Genomic DNA, 20,910 nt, shown 5'->3' with positions numbered 1-20,910 from the left:
TGATGACATGGTCAGCAAGGGGGATCCGCTTGTCAAGCGCGGTGCCAGATTGCCACAAGTTTCTGTGAGCTGCTATCCGTCTGCTGGGAAGTAAAGGCTAAGATAGCACGAGCCTGCGTCTGCGTGCCTCTGTTTCAATGACTCTGGCGTGATAGTGCGCTAGATACCAAGAAACTGGAGGATATCACCACAGTAACGTTCAAAGCCGACAAAGCTATGGTCGCCTCCCGGCTCAACCGTTTGTTGACTGGCACTGAATTTTTCCACTGCTTGGCGGTAGTCCAGCACCTCATCACCTTCCTGTTGCAATAACCAAAATCGCTCAGGATGAGATAAGACAGGCACATCAATCTCACGCAGGGCGTGGATATCGGCGGCCTCGAGGGTGTAGCGTTCTTGGGTGTAAGGATTAACTTGTTCCCCAACATAATCTTGCAAGAGTTCGTAAGGGCGAACGGCGGGATTAACCAGCACAGCGGGCAGTTGATAACGCTCACTCAGCCAGGTGGCCAAAAAGCCCCCCAACGAACTTCCCACCAAACCCAGCCGATGGGTTTCGCTAAAGCGCGTGATCAGTTCTGTCAGCAACTGCACGGTGGGCTCAGGGTGACTGGGCAGTTGTGGCACCAACACCTCAATATCACTACGATGTTGGGCGCAATAGGCTTGCATCTGTCTCGCCTTTAACGATTGCGGCGAGCTGTTAAAGCCATGAAGATAAAGCAACGCTGATGGCATGATTAATATCCGCTGGAATCGAAGTCTGGCCGAAAATGCTGACCGGTTATACGCACCACTTGCGTGTCTACGCGTCCGTCGTCATACAGCTCAAGCCAGCGCCAACCTGGGTTCTGGTTGTCGAGCGCAAAGTCGTGTGAGTCCGGCATAAACTGGATACAGGTGGAGGGCGCCGCCATCACACGAGTGCCTTGATAACCCACATCCAATGCCTGATGAATATGCCCACACACCACAATTTTCGCTTGAGGGTGACGCGCCATCACTTGCCAGAATGCCTCTCGATTAGCCAGTTTGTGCTGATCTAACCAGGTGCTTCCTGCATCCAGCGGATGGTGGTGCAGCAACACCAACGCATGACGTTCAGGGTACGCGCTTAAGTGTGTATCCAAAAGGTTCAGTTGCGCTTGTGATAACTCACCGTGCGGCACTCCGGCCACCTGACTGTCGAGCAGCACCATTTGCCAGTGCTCTCCCAACAGGACTTGCGAGCAAGAGCGAAGGGTATTTGACTGTAATACCGCGCTCATTTCTGGCTGATAATCATGATTTCCCGGAAGCCAAAAGCAAGGCTGTGACCACCGGGCGATACCGTCGACAAAACGACGATACGATAAGGCAGAGTGATCTTGGGACAGATCCCCCGTGGCAATAATAGCGTCAAAAGTCGGGTCAGTGGCACTGATGGCATCCAGCACCGCATGGTAGCTGCGAAGCGTATTAATACCCAGCAAGCTACCCTGCTCACTCGCGAACAGGTGTGTGTCGGTGATTTGCAAAAGACGAATACAATCGCCGTCGGCGTTATCTATCTGGCAAGACTGCAACGTTGAAAATACCTTTGCTGGTTTAGTTTAACGATGATTTATACATAGGATCAGACGCCACCACGCCACGACGTAAGCAGTGGCCAAGCCAATCCGATAAAAATGCATTAACCTGATGTTTTTCGTCGCGCTGATGCATACGCGGATTCGGGTAATCATAACGTGGTTTTAAGCGTGAAATCTGCTGCGTGGTACACACTTCCGCGACCCGTGCATCGTGATACAAGCGCACTGTCAGGTTAGCACGTAAGTAATCGGGTGCGGCGCCTGGGCTCAACTGCGCAATATCCAGTAAGGTGGTATAGCGGGTTGACTCACGCACGACCAAGGCATATTCCTGCCCTTGGATATCGTATCGACACACCTGTCCCACCTCGTCACGCTTGGGCATCAAACGGACAAGTTTGGCATAGTTGGTTTCATACAAGCGCATCATCGCTGGCAAGTCGACGCGATATTCTGTTTTCACACGCACCTACTGTCTATTTACTGTTTTGTTCATTATAGCTTTGACGTAACCGACTGGCATTGAGTTCCAACCATTGCAACGCAATGATTGAGGCGGCGTTTTCAATCTCGCCATCAACCACTTTTTGATAGGCGTGTTGGCGAGACAATCGATGCACCAAAATGTCTTCGTTTTCACTGTCGAGGCCGTGTACGCCTTCGGCGTCCGAGGCATCAACAATCGCGACAAACACATCCAACTGTTCAGAGCAGCCACCAGAGCTGGATAAATAACGGGTAACACGCTCCATTTGATGCAGTAATAGTCCCGCTTCTTCTCGCGCTTCACGGTGGGCAACCTGCTCGGGGGATTGGTCTTTGTCTATCATCCCAGCCACAATTTCCAGTTGCCATGGTGTCGCGCCTGCTGCCATCGCCCCCACGCGGATTTGCTCAAGCATCACCACTTCATCACGGACGGGATCATACGGCAAAACAGCCACCGCGTGGCCACGTTCAAACAACTCCCGCACCACAGAGCCACTCCAGCCGCCTTCAAACAAACGATGGCGAAACTGATAGCGCTGAATGGAAAAGAAACCTTGATAAAGCGGCGAAATATCCTCGATCACAATATCGTCGCGATCGAATTGTCCGGGCGGATAGTCTGACATGCGGGCTCCTTATTCTCGCTGACACGAGCTGACGAACTGAAGTGCTGAGTCACGCCTAGACCCGCTGGCCTGTGCCGATCGGCAACGCGCGTCTTTCTCGCACCCCACAAACTTAACTTTTTTGATAAAAGTTACAACTATTTTTCAGTCCCATTTGCAAATTGGATAGTTTACACTCAATGTCCTAACAAATTGTCAGTTTCACGCAAGCATAATTGCGGTAAGCTAGTGGACGTTTATTTATCCAATCGCACAGATTCAGGGATTCCATCTATGAAAAAATTGCTCCCTTTGGCGTTAAGCTTGGCACTCGGCAGCGTAAGCAGTGCAGCCCTTGCCGATGATCTCGCCCAAATTTATCAACAAGCGAAGCAAAGCGATCCCACTCTTAATCAAGCGGCCGCCGAGCGCGACGCAGCGTTTTCTGCCGTCGATGCGACCCGTGGCACCTTGCTACCACAAATCGCATTAAATGCGGGATACGCCATTACCCGCAATGACAGCGACGATGAGCGTGACGTCAACACCACCAGTGCCGATATCAGCTTAAGCCAACAGCTTTTCAAACGTGATAGCTGGATCAACCTGGATATCAGCGAAATGCAGGCGCGCCAGTTAGATGCGACCTATGCTGCCCAGCAGCAAGGGTTAATGCTACGCGTGGCACAAGCCTATTTTGACGTGCTCCGCGCCATGGACAAGCTTGAGTTTATTCAGGCAGAAAAAGCGGCCGTGGGCCGTCAGCTTGAACAAACCAAGCAACGTTTTGAAGTGGGCCTTTCGGCAATTACCGATGTGCATGACGCGCAAGCGCAGTATGACGCTGTGCTCGCCGATGAAATCTTGGCCGAAAATGCGCTCACCAACAGCTATGAAGGCTTGCGTGAGATCACCGGCCAAGCCCCGAGAGACTTACGCGTACTGGACACTGACCGCTTTAGTGCCAGTAACCCGCAGCAGCAACCGGCCGCGTTGGTCAAAATCGCCGAAGAGAAAAACCTCGAGTTACTCGCCAACCGTATTGCCCGTGATACCGCCAAAGAGCAGATTAAGCTGGCTAAAACCGGCCACCTGCCCACGCTGACCTTCAGCGCACAATACGGGATGAAGGATGTTGATAACCAACACACGCCAGGCTCTATTGATTCCAACGAGGGGAAGGCTGCGATAGACTTTAGCTTGCCACTGTTCACTGGCGGCAGCACCTCGGCCAATGTGGAAAAGGCGCAGCATGAGTATGTGGCCGCGTCACAAAGTCTGGAAGCCAAATACCGCAGCACGGTAAAAGATGTGCGTGCCTTCTATAACGACATCAATGCCTCAATTGGTGCCCTGCGTGCCTATGAGCAAACCGTGGTTTCTGCGCGCTCTGCGTTAGAAGCGACAGAAGCCGGCTTTGAAGTGGGTACACGTACCATTGTCGATGTTTTGGATGCCACGCGTCGCCTTTACGATGCCAACCGCAACCTCTCCAATGCACGCTACGACTATATTCTAAGCCGTTTACGTTTACACCAAGCGATGGGCACCTTGTCTGAGCAAGACTTGCTCGATATTAACCAAGGGCTGGTGAAACAAGAGTGATTCACACTTGAGGCTCGAGAACGCAAAAAGGTGCCGACGGGCACCTTTTTTATTGTCATTAGTTGAAAGGGCAAGAGGCGCTATTGACCACGCCGAATCGACTCAATGATTTCTGTGGTGGAGCAGCCATCTTCAAAGTTAAGCACCTTGACCTCTCCCCCGTTGGCGAGCACCGCCTCGGCACCGGCAATCTCGTTGACCTGATAATCACCGCCTTTAACCAGCATATCGGGCAAGACTTCGCCAATCAGACGCGCGGGGGTTTCTTCGCCAAAAGGAACCACCCAATCGACCGCGCCCAGCCCTGCTAGCACCGCCATCCGTCGATCAGTTGGATTGACCGGGCGGCCAGGCCCTTTCAAGGCCTGTACTGATGCGTCGGTGTTCACCGCCACAATCAGGCGATCGCCTAGTTTGGCGGCCTCATTGAGGTACGCGACATGGCCTGCATGCAAAATATCAAAGCAGCCATTGGTCATCACCACTTTCTCACCTCGCCCTTGAGCGACATGCACCGCATCAATCAGCTGCGCTTCGGTGGTGACACCAAAACCAGACTCGTGCGAGCCGTGTACCGCTTCGGTGAGCTCGATAGTGGAGAGGGTTGAAGTACCCAACTTGCCCACCACCACACCGGCAGCGGCATTAGCCAGTGCACAGGCTTGCTCTATCGGTTTGCCCGCGGSCAAAGATGCCGCCAGTACCGATATCACGGTATCGCCAGCCCCTGTGACGTCGTACACTTCTTTGGCAAGCGTTGGCAAGTTCAGCGGCGCGGCCTCTGGGCGCAGCAATGTCATCCCATGTTCACTACGGGTGACCAACAAGGCACCAAGCTCGTACTGCTTAATCAGCGCCAAGCCTTTTTCTTCCAAGCTTTGATCGTCCGTCACTGTGCCTGCTACGGCTTCAAATTCAGTCATATTTGGCGTCAGCAGACTGGCGCCACGATAGCGTTCAAAGTCCGTGCCTTTAGGATCCACTAAGGTGGTGACACCCGCTTGTTTGGCGGCCTGAATCAATGTTTGCACCTCGTCGAGTGCCCCCTTGGCATAGTCCGATAAGATCATCGCCTGCGTCTTGGGCAATGCCGCTTCGACTTTGGCCAGCATGGGTGCCACATCCACCCCCGCAAATCCCTCTTCAAAATCCAGACGAATCAACTGCTGGTTACGGCTCATGACTCGAAGCTTAGTAATGGTGGGATGCGAGTCCAGCGCCACAAAATCACAGTTAACATTTAACGAGTCGAGGGTTTGCGTGAGCGCGTCAGCCTGTTCATCCTTGCCCGTCAGACCAATCAGCTGAGTCTGTCCACCCAAGGCTGCGATATTCATCGCCACGTTTGCCGCGCCACCAGGGCGTTCTTCCGTTTGGTTGATTTTCACTACGGGGACAGGCGCTTCTGGGGAAATGCGCCCAGTCGGTCCATACCAATAGCGATCGAGCATTACATCGCCGACGACCAGAACATTGGCTTGGCTGTAGTCAGGAAGGCTGAGTTTCATCTGGATCTCCGAATACTGTCGTTACCGAGCGATAGTAGCATAGCCATAGGCTAAATGGGGCGCTCTCAGGCGTGTGCTGCGCACAATCTCAACACTCACTGCGCACACTCGCGCAGGACAGCGCCAAGAATTTACTCTACAATGGCGCGGGCCTTACGGCTCTTTCTGGTTTGGTTTTCATGAGTCATTAACGCTATGAGCGATTTTTCAGCCCCCACTTTTCGCCTTGGATTTCTTCACCCTCGCTATCTTCATACCTGGCTCGGCGTCGGGTTAATGTATATGGCTAGCTGGCTGCCTTATCGCGTCCAATTTTATATGGGCCGCAGCTTGGGCCACTTGATGCATACACTAATGAAACGCCGCGTTAAAATTGCCGAGCGTAATCTGGCGTTGTGTTTCCCTGAAATGAGTCCAGCCTCGCGTCAAGCGATGGTGAAAGAGAACTTCGCCAACTCCGGCTTGGCCCTTTTTGAAACCTGTATGGCATGGTTTTGGCCTTCTTGGCGCATCAAAAAACATATGGTCTATGAAGGCCTAGACCAACTAAAACACTTAGAAAGTCAGGCGCAAGGTGTGCTCTTAATCGCTGTCCACTCGATGAATTTAGAACTCGGCGCGCGTGCCTTAGGAGAGGTCACGCCGGGCGTGGGTGTGTACCGCCCTAACAATAATCCTGTTTATGATTGGTTCCAGTACCGTGGCCGGACGCGACACAATGGCGCTATCGACCGAAAAGACGTTAAAACCATGATTCATCACCTCAAACAAGGCGATAGGATGTGGTATGCACCGGATCATGACTATGGACGACGCCGCTCAACCTTTGCGCCATTATTCGCCGTTAATAAAGCGTGTACGACCACAGGGACACACTTGCTCGCGCATGCCGGTCACGCCACTGTGGTCCCGTTTTCGATTGTGAGAGATCGACGCGGTGGCCAGTACCGGATAACCATTCATTCTCCGCTGCAAGATTTTCCCAACGACGCCGATGCAGCTGCCGTTGTGACCAATCGCGCGGTTGAGCAATTAATCTTACAAGCCCCTGAGCAATACATGTGGTTGCATCGCCGTTTTAAAACTCGCCCAGAGGGTGAACCTTCCTTATATGAGGGAATATAGTCCCATACAGGCCGCCAATCGCGGCCTGATGGTTGAGTCAAGGCGCGCTACTTCACTTACCCATCAAACCACTGTTGCCAAGCTTGTTGCACGGCTTCGCGCTCATCGATAAAGGCATCAGCCTCCACCTTGCCACTCTCACCCGCCAAATGGCTGCGATGAAGCGCATTGCGCATCCGCGTATAGGCCGACTTTAACCCCGCCGCCTGCGCCAGTGGCATCACCTCCAGGTCTCCGGCTTGCTCAAAAATGCGCGCATTATCGCTGTAACGGGTTAACGCAGGTTGTGTGGCACTGTTGCCGAGTACCAGGTACTGGGCTAAGAACTCGATATCAGTGATCCCACCGGCGTCTTGTTTGATGGAGAAGGTCTCTTTTTGTCCTGTCGCTTTATACTGACGCATTTTTTCTCGCATGCCACTGACTTGCTCTCGTAATATCTGTGTGTCTCGCGGCGCAGCGAGAATATGATGGCGCACCTGGGTAAACGCCGACTCAAGCTGAGGATCACCATATATCATGCGCGCACGCACCAACGCTTGGTGCTCCCATGTCCAGGCTTCGTTTTGCTGGTAATCCGCGTAAGCGTCCAGTGTACTGACTAGCATTCCAGAGGTGCCAGAAGGGCGAAGGCGCGTGTCTATTTCATAGAGTACCCCAGAAGGTGTACGCGTAGAGAAAAGATGGACGATGCGCTGGGCCAGACGCAGATAAAACTGCCGACCATCAATCACTTTGCGTCCGTCAGTCTCAACATCCGCGGGGCAATCGTGGAGAAAAACCACGTCGAGATCGGAATTATAACCCAGCTCCCATCCGCCTAACTTGCCGTAGCCAATCACCGCAAAACCACGCCCCTCTCGCTCGCCTAAGTGTGTCGGTTGGCCATATTTTTCCACCATTTGGTGCCAGGCCTGATTAACCACCGCCTCCACAATCGCTTCGGCCAAGTAAGTCAAATGATCACTGACACGCATCACGGGCAGCACACCCGCGATATCCGCCGCGGCAATTTTTAATAACTGAACTTGCTTAAACTGACGCACCGCTTCCATTTGTTGCTCCATATCCTCAACCGGGATACGGGCAAGATAATCGCGTAATTCGCTGCGATAGGCATCGGGCGCTAAAGGTTGATACAAATGGGTTAAATCGAGCAGTTCATCCAGTAGCAAAGGATAACGTGCTAACTTCTCTGCTACCATCGGGCTGGCCGTACAAAGCCGCAACAGCTGATCGATCGCCCCGGGGTGCTCATCCAACAGCTCTAAGTAGGTCGTCCGTGTCGAGATATTGAGTAACAGGTGGGTGATATGTGGCAACACCTGCTGCGGTTGCGGCAACGTCAGTAGCTTGCTTAACATCACCGGCATCAGACGGTTGAGCACCTCACGTCCTCGCGGCCCCACTGTGCGCTTAGCCAGCTCTTGTTTAAACGCCAATAACTGCTCAGCAATATTGGTGTCCGGTAGATCTAAGCCCGCTAAGATCAAGTGGGCGTTTTCTACATCGCGCGCCATCGCCCATAGATCATGATACTCAGTGTCGACATCCGTCTCTGTTTCTTGCTCATCTTCGCCAATCAAGCCGGAAAATACCTGATTAACCGCTTGCATATGCTGGGTGATGTCGGCCTGTAAGCGCGTCCAATCATTGACCCCCATGGCGTGACAAAGCCGCTCACGATCAAGGWCGTTATCGGGCAGGGTCTGCGTTTGGTTGTCATCAATCGCTTGTAGGAGGTTTTCTACCCGGCGCAAATAGCAATACGCGGCCTTTAATTGGCTTACCTCAGCGGTGGGCAATAATTCCAGTTCCGCAATCGCATCTAAGGTGTCGAGTAAGCCGCGCTGGCGCAAACTGGGCTCTCGGCCGCCACGAATAAGCTGAAACGACTGAGCAATAAACTCAATCTCCCGAATGCCTCCTGCACCCAGCTTAATATTGTCGGTTAAGCCACGCCGGCGTACCTCTCGTTGGATTAACTGTTTCATCCGCCGCAACGCTTGAATGGCACTAAAGTCGATATAACGACGGAAGACAAACGGGCGTAGCATCTGGCGTAAGGTTTGATAGCAGTCATACTGCTCTTTACCCATCACGCGCGCTTTCACCATCGCATAGCGCTCCCAATCACGCCCTTGTTCTTGGTAGTAATCTTCGAGTGCGGAAAAGCTCATCACCAAAGGGCCACTATCGCCAAAGGGACGCAGGCGCATATCAACCCGATAACAAAAACCGTCCACCGTGGGTTGATCAAGTGCTTTGATCAAGCGCTGTCCAAGCCGAGTAAAGAATTGCGCATTGGCGATGCTTTTTCTCGCGCCCTGGGTTTCTCCCGCYTCAGGGTAGGTAAAGATCAGGTCGATATCTGAAGAGAAGTTAAGCTCGCCGCCACCGAGTTTACCCATGCCCAAAATCAGCATCGGCTGCGGCTCACCCTCAGGGCTCATAGGGGTCCCCCAGTCGTGACAGGCGCGCTGATAGAGCCATTGATAAGCCGATAAGATTTGCGCTTCCGCAAGGGCTGATAAGTGCTGTAAACCTTGCTCAACTGGCCATTGATTGTGGATCTCTTGCCACGCTATCCATACGAGTTCACGCTGGCGGTGCCGACGGAGTTGACGGTGAAACTCGCTCTCATCGGTTACCGCGTCCAACATCTGACTCAGCTCAGCTTGATATGTCTGCTCACGCGAGGCTTGCTGATGATGCTGATACAGCCAGTCGAGAAGGCCAGAGGTTTGAGTTAATGCCTTGGCGACAAACTCGCTACACGCTAAGGCCTGCTCGAGTCGCTCACGCGCCGCACCTTGCCATTGCGGCACGGCGTCAGGGGCAAATTCGTTTAATCGTGTCCAGTACTGATGCAAGCAAGCGGCAAGCGAGTCAGAGAGTACCATGGGCAGTCCTTTTGCTATCGTCCTGTCTCGACACTAACAAAAACGGCTCGCCGATGCAGCGAGCCGTTGTTGATTACGGGATAAAACCTCAAACGTGGTTAGACTTTAAAGGCCTCAATTTTATCTTTAAGTGATTGCGCACTTTGTTCAACCATCTCTGCCGTTTCATGCAGCTCGCCCGCCACCGTCACCGATGCCTGGACCAAATCTTTAACATTGGTGAGGTTTTGGTTCATCTCACCGGCCACTGACGCTTGTTGTTCTGCCGAGGAAGCGATTTGGAAGTTCATGTCATTGAGCGATTGGATTTGCGTGACGATTTGCTCAAGCTCTCCGCCAGCCTGGCTCACTGACTCGACGCCTGTCTTGGCCTCGGAAACACTGCGATCCATCAAGCCCACCGCTTTTTGCGCACTTTGCTGCAACTGGGTGATCATGTCTTGAATTTCCACCGTGGCTTCTTGGGTGTGTTGCGCCAGCTTGCGTACTTCATCAGCCACCACCGCAAAACCACGCCCCGTATCACCGGCTCGTGCGGCTTCTATCGCGGCATTGAGTGCCAGAAGGTTGGTTTGCTCTGAAATTCCTTGAATGGTGACCACGACAGTACCGATTTTCTCCACCTGGGCATCGACTTGGCCCACGACCTGAGATGACTCGCTGATGTCGTTGGACAGCTCATTGATGGTTTGGATGGTACTGCTCACGTGCGCTTGGCCACTGTTAGCCTGTTGGCTAGAGGTTTCCGTCGCTTTAGCCGCCTCTYGCGTGTGCTCAGCGACGGTTTGCACGGTTGCACTCATCTCACTCATCGCTGAGGCGAGCTGATCCATCTCAGAGAACTGCTCTTGCGATGACTCTTTGGTTTCCGACATGCTGATCGTCATAATCTCAGCCAGAGAAGAAAGATCATCCGATGCTTGGCGCTGCGCGTTAATCACATCCACCAATTGCTGACGCGATCTTTCCAGCTCACGGGCTAAATCACCGAACTCGTCTTGGCTATTCATTTCAATCGGCTCGCTCAAATCGCGATTCGCCAACGCACGAATCCTATCGGTCAAATAGTTGATTTGCCGTAGCATAATATTAGAGCCGCCCAGCAAAATAACCATGAAACAGACAATCATCAGCGCGGTTTGCCACGCGACCTGAATCATATAATCTTGGTAATACGCCTGCGCCTCAGACGTCGGTTGTGATGCTACGAGCCACCAATCACTACCGCCGACGGGCACGGCATAGCCATGACGGCCACCGTCATAAACGGTATAGCTAAACGCACCTGACTGATTGAGAAATAAGTCAGCGACATCGGTGCCAGTGCTTTCATCCGGCACGCGTAACGCGTCAAACTGGCGCATTGAAGGATGAGACCACACTTGGCGAGTGGTGCCATTGACCAAATATAAATACGCCCCTTCGCTGAATTCGGCGTTCATGGTATCTACCGCCTCTCGCATCAAGCGTTCCCCATCCGGCTGATCGATGAGGGCACCTGTCATTGCCGCGCTGGATCGCGCTAATTCTTGGGTCTGATTCAGAGTGAACTCAATCACGGACTGGCGAAACGTGTTCGCATCCCACATCTGCTTACCRACCAGAATAATGGTACTAAAGACCATTAGAATCACGAGTTTTGGAACCAAGCGCAGATTGGTAACGGGTTTTTCCCACGCATAGAAGGTATGTTTAGCCATAATCCTGAAAGCTCCATGTCCGTTATCAAGCCAACTGACTGCAAAACGGGCGGTTATTAATACTGAGTGATGTTATATCGGCAAACCTCACCCTCACTGAATCCTTGTTTACCGTATTTGTGAAATTTGCCCATAAACAATGCCCATAATGATAAGTTAATCAAATTATCATCATACACTTTGTCTGTTTATAACGTAAAAAAGCGCCAGAAATATTGATCCCAAAGGCGACTTTACCGGATCGACTCAGGCAGTGCGACTGGGTACTCAAGCAAGGTAACCGCATAAAGGCACGCATAAAAAAAGCAACCTCCAGGTTGCTTTTTATCACTCTCGTTCGCTTACTCTTGCCAATACGGAGTAAGACGTAACCCTGTTTGACGGCTTTGCGTCATGGCATGAAACAGTGACTCTTCTTTGCGGGTCAACCATTTCTCTGCCTGTTTTTTGTCCTCTTCATCGTCAATCTCGACCACGCGCTCACGCACCGGTTCGAGCAAGCGTAGCGCCTCAATGCCTTGCAACATATCGAGCCAAGGCAGGCGGAAGGCTTTACGCCGACTTTTGTCATACAAAGAGGCCAAGCAGGTGCCTAGTAACAAATTGCGTTGCAAGCGAGGGTATTGATCAAAGTAATCATGCCGCGTCAGTGGCTTCGTTTCATCAAATGCGTCAAGCAATTCATTCCAAGACTCAGGGAGCGCTTTATCGGCCAAACGTTGAATCGGTTGGGCAAGCTTATCCGCCGCTTTATCATCTAAAAACGGTTGCCAACCTTTCGAGAGGATCCAGCGACTCAAATCGAGCAGCAAGTTGCAATACCGCGATGTATGTAGCAGCGAGACAATGTCCTCACGCTCAGGCAATCGTGCTTGATCAGCCTTCAAGCTTTTCACCAAGGTTTTTCGCGCATTTAATTTACGTAGATATTGGCCTTTGTCTTCACACAGCCGGGCATTGGTCCGCGCGTCATCGAGCCACGCCAGCTCACCTTCAAACCATTGCAGCTCTTGACGGAGTAGACTGCTTGCTCGGCGCGGCACCACACCGCCGAATAAGACAAACGCTTGTCGGATCAACAAGACGGCATAGCGAATTTCTTGCAACGCCTCGAGTGATTCGCGTTCAATATAAATCTGCTCATGATAGTGCCAGTGGCTCAGTGCGTGTTCGAGGATCCGAATCAGGGCTTTTTCTTGGCTATCATCCGCGCCGAGTTTAACGATGGATAAGGCTTTCACCGGATCGCCCTGATAGCCTGTCGCTAAACGATAGCCACGCGCCGCCTTGCTCAAATTACCGAGGCGCAGGCCGCCTTCATCCGCCAGACTGCGTGCCAGCGAGAACAAGGCATCGGTTTGCCCGGAAATCAGCTCCAGCTCCACCTCAGAAATCACGTCCTTATCGCCGGCTTCGGTAGAGACCTCGCCTTGATCGCTCGCCAATTCGATTTGGCTACCGTCATCCGTTGCTAACAGCCATTGCTGACGCACAAAATCTGTGGAAAACAACGGCTGGAGAGCTTGGCTGAGTGCATCAACATCCAGATCATCGGGCCATGCATCGACTGGGATCAAAGAAAGATCAGGTTCAGGTCCGTTAAGCTCGGCATTGTACTCTGGGCGCTGATGCAGCCCCGCCACGACCCGACCTGCCGTTTTGAGGGTTTGAATGTACACACCATCAAAACGACGCACCCGCAAACCGATATCGTGTTTACGTAGGGTAAAATCTGGCGTATCGAAGTAGATGTTGCCCAGCTCACGCTGGCTTTGCTGTAGCTGTTTTATACTGACAATTTTATCGCGAATGCGATGAGAAAAGTCAGAAGAGACAAAAAATTTGAGCTCTATCTCAGTGTCCATACGGGTACCTATAGCCAATTGCCTGACAAGGATATGAACAATTGATCCTGTCGGCAAGCGCTATCACTACCAGGCTTGATCATGCGCACTGAGGCAGAGATCACAAAAGCTATTTCTTTAGCCTATGTTCTGCGCTACCATCGCCGCTCCGATATACCATCGTTGAACGTTTGGCCTCTCTTTTTTGCCCACTGGGCTCGAGGCAACCAGGTAGATTACGGCTATGCCAGTCAATACAATTGTCGGGCTCTTTGCGAAGAGCCCCATTAAACCACTGCAGCGTCACGTCAATCGTGTAAACGATTGTTGTGAACTACTGGTCCCCTTCTTTCATGCTTGCGAGCAACAAGATTGGGACAAAGCAAACCAACTCCGCCATCAAATCTCTGAGATAGAGAAAGATGCTGATACCCTGAAACGCAATATTCGGCTTAAGTTACCTCGAGGCCTCTTTATGCCCGTTGATCGCACGGACATGCTCGAGCTTCTCACCCAGCAAGACAAGCTGGCAAATTTAGCCAAAGATATTGCCGGCCGTGTGATAGGCCGTCAGCTGCGTATGCCCCCCGCCATGAATGATGCTTTTATCGCCTATGTGCAGCGATGCTTAGATGCTGCCGCGCAAGCACGCCGCGTGATCAACGAGCTTGAAGAGCTGCWTGAAACGGGCTTTAAAGGGCGCGAAGTCACCTTAGTCGCCGAAATGATTCATCAGTTGGATATGATTGAAGACGATACCGATTCTATGCAAATCCAACTTCGCCAAGCATTAATGGCCGTTGAGCAGGAGTACAACCCTGTCGACGTCATGTTCTTGTACAAAATCCTCGAGTGGGTTGGTGAAATTGCTGACCAGGCGCAACGTGTGGGTGCGCGCTTAGAGGTCATGCTTTCCCGTTCCTAACCGAGTGATGTAACAACAAGGTATTACAATGGAAATCCTGATGAATCACGGGACCATACTGATCATGGTCGCCGCGGCTTTTGGTTTTTTAATGGCAATTGGTATTGGTGCCAATGACGTCGCGAACGCGATGGGCACCTCCGTGGGCTCAAAAGCACTCACCGTGAAGCAAGCCATTATTGTGGCGATGATATTTGAATTCGCCGGCGCATATTTAGCCGGTGGCGAGGTCACAAACACCATTCGCAAAGGCGTGATTGACACCAGCTTATATGCTGACCAACCACTAGAACTCGTCTTTGGCATGATGTCGGCCTTACTCGCCGCGGGCACTTGGTTACTTCTTGCCTCATTTATGGGCTGGCCCGTCTCCACCACCCATTCCATCATTGGCGCTATTATTGGCTTCGCCTGCCTATCGGTTGGCGCAGATGCCGTCGATTGGCACACGGTGCAAGGTATCGTTGGCAGTTGGATTATCACCCCTTTTATCTCTGGTTTGTTCGCTTACTTTATATTCTTAAGTGCACAACGACTGATTTTTGATACCGACCGTCCTGTCCTGAATGCCAAACGTTTCGTCCCACTTTATATGTTTCTCACCGCGTTTATTATCGCGATGGTCACCATTAAAAAAGGGCTCAAACATGTTGGTTTACACTTGAGCACGCTAGAGTCGGTGAGTGCCTCAATTGTCTTGTCTGCACTGGTGATGTTTTTTGGTGTTTATTACATTTCTAGAAAGTATCGCGGCGATGAAAATCAAGGGTTTCAGGGCGTTGAGCGGATATTTAGCCTCCTGATGGTCGTCACTGCCTGTGCCATGGCCTTCGCGCATGGCTCAAACGATGTGGCTAATGCGATTGGTCCACTGTCGGCTATTGTGGCCACGGTGCAAAACCTCGGTGCCGTAGCGGAAAAAGCACAAATCGCCTGGTGGATTTTACCGATGGGCGGGGCAGGGATTGTACTCGGCCTTGCCACCTTGGGACACAGAGTCATGGCGACTGTGGGCTCGGGCATTACTGAGCTCACGCCAAGTCGTGGTTTTGCCGCGCAATTGGCGACCGCAAGTACGGTCGTACTCGCCTCAGGCACAGGCCTCCCTATTTCGACCACCCAAACCTTAGTCGGCGGCGTCTTAGGCGTGGGCTTTGCCCGCGGTATTGCCGCACTCAATTTGGGCGTGGTACGTAATATTGTTGCCTCGTGGCTGATCACCTTACCCGCGGGGGCCATATTGGCTGTGATCTTTTACCAAGTGATGACCTCGCTGTTTGCGTAACAAGCGCCGATGATGTCAAATCACAGTCAAAAAAAGGGGGGCATGGCTCCCCTTTCTTTTACGCCTATGGCACTATGCCCAGCAAAGCCGATGTGTCCCACACTGAAATTATGCAAAGGACCCCAGACGTGAAACACCTGTATTCTGCTCTCGTATTGCTGTTCGTTCTCGTTGCCGCGCCTCGAGCGATGGCAGAAAACTATATCTCTGATGATTTGTTTACTTATATGCACGCTGGCCCGGGCACACAGTATCGCATTATCGGCAGTGTTGATGCGGGTGATAAAGTCACTGTGCTAAAACGTAATCGCGATGAGGGCTATACCCAACTGGTTGATAGCCGTGGCCGCAAAGGCTGGGTAAAAAGTGACTACGTCACCACGCAGCCGGGCTTAAAAGAACGAGTGCCTGCCTTAGAAGCTGAACTGAAAGAGGTTAAATCCGCCTTGGCCAGTGCAAAAGATGATGCCAAAGCACAGCAAAAAGGCTTGGCTGAGTCGCTTAAACAGCGTAACGCGCAGATCGAGAAGCTCGAAGCACACAGCAGCGAACTCAATAAAAAATTGATTGATGCGCAAAGCGAAATCCGTGCATTACGCGCCAAAATAGACACCCAAAAAGATGACCTTCTGATGCGTTGGTTCACCTACGGCGGCATGGTGGCTGGCGGAGGCTTACTGTTTGGCCTGATTCTCCCACACCTTATCCCACGCAAAAAACGTCGCCGCGACGGCTGGGCATAATCGTTTATGAAAGGCTGCATTGGCAGCCTTTTTTATTGCGATCCTTATAGCGTCCTTTTAAGCACACGGTAGGCGTGCTGCTAGGCTGTATGTATACTTCAATCATTCACGGAAAAACGTGATTGTCTCTTCTCTGTGTCATTAAGGAGTCTGGTGTGAAACATTATCTTGTCGGCGGTGCTGTACGTGATGCGCTATTAGGCTTGCCGGTCACAGATAAAGATTGGGTGGTGGTCGGTGCCACCGTCAAACAAATGCAAGCGGCCGGCTACCAGCAAGTCGGCCAAGACTTCCCCGTGTTTTTACACCCCAGCACACACGAAGAGCACGCCCTCGCCCGTACCGAGCGTAAATCAGGCCAAGGCTACACCGGGTTTATTTGCGACTTCTCACCAGATATCTCACTGGAAGCGGACCTTCAGCGCCGCGATCTCACCATCAACGCCATCGCCCAATACGAAGATGGCAGCTTGATTGACCCGTATGGCGGTCAGCAAGATTTACACAACCGGATTTTGCGCCATGTCTCGCCCGCCTTTAGCGAAGACCCATTGCGGGTACTCAGAGTGGCACGATTTGCCGCCCGTTTTGCCCCGCTCGGCTTTACCCTTGCAGACGACACCTTAGCGCTGATGAAAACGATGGTCGCCGAGGGCGAACTCGGCCATCTTACCCCTGAGCGGGTTTGGCGAGAGTGGGAGAAAGCGCTCGGCAGTGATTGCCCCGATGTGTTTCTTGCTGTGCTGCACGATTGCGGTGCCCTAGCGGTAGTGCTTCCTGAAATCGACGCCTTGTACGGCGTGCCGAACCCAGCCAACTGGCACCCTGAAATCGACACCGGCATCCACACGGAAATGGTCAGTCGTTATGCCGCCTCATTGACCGATGACAAAGGCATCCGCTTTGCCGCACAAGTCCATGATCTCGGTAAGGCCCTCACCCCCGCTTCTATTTTGCCTGGCCATCGCGGCCACGGCGATCGCGGGCTACCCGTGATCAAAGATCTGTGCGAGCGACTGCGTATCCCCAACAGCTATCGAGATTTGGCTTTGGTAGTCAGTGCCCACCACTCCAAAATTCACAAGTGCGATCAACTCAGCCCTGAGCATTGGGTGGCGCTGTTTAATCAAATCGACGCGTGGCGTAAACCCGAGCGGATCGAGCAATTGGCCTTGGCGTGTTTGGCCGATGTGCGTGGCCGCAAGGGACGTGAAAACTATCACTATCCACAAGCCGATGCCTTACGCGAGCGCTTTGCTTGCGCGCAACAGGTGGAGGTTAAACCCATTGTCGACGCAGGCTTTAAAGGCGCGGCGATTCGTGATGAGCTGCATCGCCAACGTATTCAAGCGGTGGCTGCGTGTCCGGCACCCGTCAATCCCGACGCAGTCAGCGCGTCGCGTTAACGAAATTCACGCGCGGCGACCGACAAGGTAGTGAGCGTCGGGGTCAGGTCAATCAACTTACCGGCAATCACATGCACCACTTCGCCCTGGCGCTCGACAATGCCATGCACTTTCAACACCTTGGCTTGCATAAAAGCACGGGATTGCGCCCGTGCCGTCCCCGCCCAGACCACCACATTGATATTGCCGGTATCATCTTCCAAGGTGACAAAGGTTACGCCACTGGCCGTACCTGGTGATTGCTTGCCCGTCACCACCCCCGCTACCGCGACCCAACTTTGCGGCGCACACTGTGATAACTCAACACTGCGGGTAAAACGGCCTAGTGCGCCAGCTTGCGCCATCAAACGAATGGGATGATCGGTGAGCGACAGTCCCATGGCCGCATAATCTTCAATCACGTTCTGCCACTGGGAAGGCGAATGAGGCAAGACAACCTCATCGTCACTGGTGGCCAGTAGCGGCAGTTGCCGCTGCTGATCCATCAGTGCCCAGCGCGCCTGATAGCGATTGCCAGCCAGCGCCGCCAATGCGCCACTACTGGCTAGGGCTTGATAGGCATCGCGGTCAAGGTTAATTTCTTGCAATGCCGACAAAGACGCAAACCCCGACTCTGGGCGATGCGCCAGCAACCGGTCTATCGCTGCCACGCTCAATCCTTTGACTAATCGCAACCCCAGCCGCACGCCCCACTGATCGCCGACCTTTTCTAAGCAATGATCCGCCCCCGAGTGCTGCACACAAACCGGCAACACAGACACCTGATGGCGCGTGGCGTCTTGCATCAGTTGTGACGGCGAGTAAAACCCCATCGGCTGGCTATTGAGCAAGGCGGTATAAAACGCGGCGGGATAATAATGCTTCAGCCACGCCGATACATAGGCCAAGACCGCAAACGACGCCGAGTGGCTTTCTGGGAAACCATAATCACCAAACCCACAGATTTGCCGGTAAAGCTGCTCGGCAAAGTCGGCGCGATAGCCACGCGCGGTCATCCCAGTAATCAATTTGTCGCGAAACGGCGCTAGTCCACCCTTTTTCTTCCATGCGGCCATCGCACGACGCAGCTGATCCGCTTCGCCACCAGAAAAACCGGCCGCCACCATTGCCAGCTTGATCACCTGCTCTTGAAAAATGGGCACCCCAAGCGTGCGCGCCAGCACTTGCTCAACCGCTTTGGACGGGTAGCTCACCGCGTCTTCCCCGTCGCGGCGCTTTAGATACGGATGCACCATGTCACCTTGAATCGGACCGGGGCGGACAATGGCAATTTGGATCACCAAATCATAATAACAAGCCGGTTTGAGCCGCGGCAGCATACTCATTTGTGCCCGTGACTCAATTTGAAATACCCCCACGGTATCGGCGTGCTGAATGCGGGCAAACACCGCCGGATCGTCGCCTTGTTGGGTGATCGCCGCCAAACTCAAGCGATGACCATCGGTTTGGGCAATCAAATCAAAGGTGCGGCGAATCGCGGTGAGCATACCCAGTGCCAGTACGTCGACTTTCATCAGATGCAGCGTTTCCAGATCGTCTTTATCCCACTGGATCACCGTGCGCTCTGCCATCGCCGCATTTTCCACCGGCACCAACTCATACAAAGGTCCATCTGCAATCACAAAGCCGCCGACATGCTGAGAAAGATGGCGTGGAAAGCCGATCAATGTCTGGGTAAGCGACAGCCATTGTTGGCTTTTCGTGCTTTTAGGATCCAGGCCCAACTGCTGAAGTTGCTGTACCCAAGGCTGGGTTTTATCGCGCCGGTTGAGGTTTTGAATAAAAAAATCAATCTGGCTGGCGGGGATCGCCAACGCTTTGCCCACATCGCGCAATGCGCTTTTAAGCCGATAACGGATCACGGTTGCCGCTAAGGCGGTCCGCTCACGGCCATATTTTTGGTACAAATACTGGATCACTTCTTCTCGGCGCTGGTGCTCAAAGTCGACATCAATATCCGGCGGCTCGTCGCGCTCTTTGCTAATAAAGCGCTCAAACAGCACATCGACTTTGCACGGATCCACCGCAGTGATCCCTAAGCAATAACACACCACCGAGTTCGCCGCCGAGCCGCGCCCTTGGTATAAGATCCCACGCGATTGGGCAAAGCGCACCAGATCGTAAATGGTCAAAAAGTAATACGGGTAATCCATTGCCTCGATAAGCGCGAGCTCTTTTTCAATGGTGGCTCCCACGTCATGGGGCACGCCCTTTGGGAAGCGTTGCTGTGCCCCTTGCTTGACCGCCTCACGCAGATAGGCCATCGCAGGCTCACCGGTTGGCACCACTTCTTTGGGATAGCTGTATTTGAGGCTTGCTAAGGAAAACTGACACTGAGCGGCAATCTTGGCACTTTCCGCCAGCCACTCGGGGGGAAACAAAGCGTGTAATTTAGGCAACGGGCGTAAGGCGCGCTCTGCATTGGGCAATAACGTCCGCCCCAACGCCGCCACCGGCTGACGATGCCGAATCGCGGTTAAGGTATGATGTAACGCCAGTCGCTCAGGATGATGCATCAGCACATCACCACACGCGGTCACGCGAAGTTCATACTGGCTTGCCAACATGCGACAGTGCGCCAGATACGGATGGTCGTTATCCGCTAGATCGCGCCGCACCGCCAGATACAAGCGCTCAGCATGATAACGTAACAGCCATTTTGCCCAATGATGATCGCTCTCCGCGCCACTGGGGAGCCATAGCACCAAGCCATGACGCACCGACATCAGATCCCATTCGCTCAGCTGGTAATCGCCTTTGTGACTGCGCCGCCGCGCATTGGTGATAATCCGACACAGCTCTTGGTAAGCCGCTTGGGTGGGACACAGTAGAACAACATCTAACGCCTGCAGACGAAAGCGACTGCCAATGATCAGCGAAAGCTGCGGATAATCACGCTGAGCTTGATACGCTCGCACCACCCCTGCGACCGAGCATTCATCGGTGATCGCAAGCGCTTGATAGCCCAATGTTGCCGCTTGTGCCACCAGCTCTTCTGGGTGTGAGGCGCCCTCAAGAAAAGAAAAGTTGCTGCAACATACCAGCTCGGCATACGTACTCATCGACTTACCCCTAACTAAACCAACCGTGTAAAAACCAAGCTTGCTCTGGCGTGCGGAACACCCACAGCCATTGTTGCTGGGCATTTTGGGCAATAAAGTAATCGCGCTGGATAGGCATACCTTCCCACCAGCCCGAGAC

At 52.9% G+C, this 20,910-nt stretch carries 15 protein-coding genes; 6 read left to right on the top strand and 9 right to left on the bottom strand.

Annotated elements, in window-relative coordinates; all coding sequences use genetic code 11:
* Positions 1-159: 159 nt before the first annotated feature.
* Genes yqiA through nudF form a run of 4 tightly spaced genes read right to left on the bottom strand, consistent with a single transcriptional unit; the run spans position 160 to position 2,686 of the window.
* Positions 160-747 (bottom strand): esterase YqiA, encoded by a 588-nt coding sequence (gene yqiA, locus BZG14_RS07635; protein ID WP_198532031.1) that lies wholly within the window; start codon positions 745-747, stop codon positions 160-162.
* Positions 741-1,565, bottom strand: a complete 825-nt coding sequence (gene cpdA, locus BZG14_RS07630; protein WP_077608420.1) for a 3',5'-cyclic-AMP phosphodiesterase — start codon at positions 1,563-1,565, stop codon at positions 741-743. Before cpdA ends, yqiA begins: the two co-directional genes overlap by 7 nt.
* A gap of 22 nt (positions 1,566-1,587) precedes the next feature.
* A complete protein-coding gene (locus BZG14_RS07625; protein WP_077459426.1) occupies positions 1,588-2,034 on the bottom strand; it encodes a DUF1249 family protein in 447 nt (148 codons plus the stop codon).
* A 13-nt stretch (positions 2,035-2,047) separates the two neighbouring features.
* Complete coding sequence (gene nudF / locus BZG14_RS07620) at positions 2,048-2,686, bottom strand: ADP-ribose diphosphatase (protein ID WP_077608419.1); 639 nt, start codon at positions 2,684-2,686, stop codon at positions 2,048-2,050.
* A gap of 273 nt (positions 2,687-2,959) precedes the next feature.
* On the opposite strand from nudF, the gene tolC reads away from it, so the two are divergent.
* Positions 2,960-4,270 (top strand): outer membrane channel protein TolC, encoded by a 1,311-nt coding sequence (tolC, locus tag BZG14_RS07615; protein ID WP_077608418.1) that lies wholly within the window; start codon positions 2,960-2,962, stop codon positions 4,268-4,270.
* A gap of 80 nt (positions 4,271-4,350) precedes the next feature.
* Here tolC and hldE read toward each other — a convergent pair whose 3' ends face one another.
* Positions 4,351-5,778: a bifunctional D-glycero-beta-D-manno-heptose-7-phosphate kinase/D-glycero-beta-D-manno-heptose 1-phosphate adenylyltransferase HldE gene (gene hldE / locus BZG14_RS07610; protein WP_077608417.1), complete on the bottom strand. Its 1,428-nt coding sequence runs from the start codon at positions 5,776-5,778 to the stop codon at positions 4,351-4,353.
* A gap of 195 nt (positions 5,779-5,973) precedes the next feature.
* On the opposite strand from hldE, the gene lpxL reads away from it, so the two are divergent.
* A complete protein-coding gene (lpxL, locus tag BZG14_RS07605) occupies positions 5,974-6,903 on the top strand; it encodes an LpxL/LpxP family Kdo(2)-lipid IV(A) lauroyl/palmitoleoyl acyltransferase (protein WP_077487067.1) in 930 nt (309 codons plus the stop codon).
* 56 nt (positions 6,904-6,959) lie between these two features.
* Here lpxL and glnE read toward each other — a convergent pair whose 3' ends face one another.
* The 3 genes from glnE to BZG14_RS07590 all read right to left on the bottom strand — a co-directional run bounded on the left by glnE (position 6,960) and on the right by BZG14_RS07590 (position 13,371).
* Positions 6,960-9,806: a bifunctional [glutamate--ammonia ligase]-adenylyl-L-tyrosine phosphorylase/[glutamate--ammonia-ligase] adenylyltransferase gene (gene glnE, locus BZG14_RS07600; protein WP_077608416.1), complete on the bottom strand. Its 2,847-nt coding sequence runs from the start codon at positions 9,804-9,806 to the stop codon at positions 6,960-6,962.
* Positions 9,807-9,904: 98 nt separating this feature from the next.
* Positions 9,905-11,506, bottom strand: coding sequence for a methyl-accepting chemotaxis protein (locus BZG14_RS07595; RefSeq protein ID WP_077608415.1), 1,602 nt, complete (start codon positions 11,504-11,506; stop codon positions 9,905-9,907).
* A gap of 341 nt (positions 11,507-11,847) precedes the next feature.
* Positions 11,848-13,371 (bottom strand): CYTH and CHAD domain-containing protein, encoded by a 1,524-nt coding sequence (locus BZG14_RS07590; protein WP_077487070.1) that lies wholly within the window; start codon positions 13,369-13,371, stop codon positions 11,848-11,850.
* 223 nt (positions 13,372-13,594) lie between these two features.
* On the opposite strand from BZG14_RS07590, the gene BZG14_RS07585 reads away from it, so the two are divergent.
* The 4 genes from BZG14_RS07585 (at position 13,595) to BZG14_RS07570 (ending at position 17,709) form a co-directional block, all read left to right on the top strand.
* Positions 13,595-14,275: a TIGR00153 family protein gene (locus BZG14_RS07585; protein WP_077608414.1), complete on the top strand. Its 681-nt coding sequence runs from the start codon at positions 13,595-13,597 to the stop codon at positions 14,273-14,275.
* A gap of 28 nt (positions 14,276-14,303) precedes the next feature.
* Positions 14,304-15,560 carry an inorganic phosphate transporter gene (locus tag BZG14_RS07580; RefSeq protein ID WP_077608413.1) on the top strand — a complete coding sequence of 419 codons (1,257 nt, stop codon included), beginning with the start codon at positions 14,304-14,306 and terminating at the stop codon, positions 15,558-15,560.
* Between the two features lie 128 nt (positions 15,561-15,688).
* A complete protein-coding gene (locus BZG14_RS07575) occupies positions 15,689-16,303 on the top strand; it encodes a TIGR04211 family SH3 domain-containing protein (RefSeq protein WP_069361712.1) in 615 nt (204 codons plus the stop codon).
* Between the two features lie 155 nt (positions 16,304-16,458).
* Positions 16,459-17,709 (top strand): multifunctional CCA addition/repair protein, encoded by a 1,251-nt coding sequence (locus BZG14_RS07570; protein ID WP_077608412.1) that lies wholly within the window; start codon positions 16,459-16,461, stop codon positions 17,707-17,709.
* Here the strand turns inward: BZG14_RS07570 and BZG14_RS07565 are convergent.
* Entirely contained in the window at positions 17,706-20,771 is a 3,066-nt protein-coding gene (locus tag BZG14_RS07565) for an error-prone DNA polymerase (protein ID WP_077608411.1), read from the bottom strand. The two genes, BZG14_RS07570 and BZG14_RS07565, sit on opposite strands and share 4 nt — an antisense overlap.
* Positions 20,772-20,910 lie beyond the last annotated feature (139 nt).

It is taken from the genome of Salinivibrio sp. IB282, assembly GCF_001995685.1.
In the GTDB taxonomy this organism is placed as follows: domain Bacteria; phylum Pseudomonadota; class Gammaproteobacteria; order Enterobacterales; family Vibrionaceae; genus Salinivibrio; species Salinivibrio kushneri.
The sequence above is the reverse complement of the archived record's forward strand: the minus strand, read 5'-3'. Positions and strand labels throughout refer to the sequence as shown.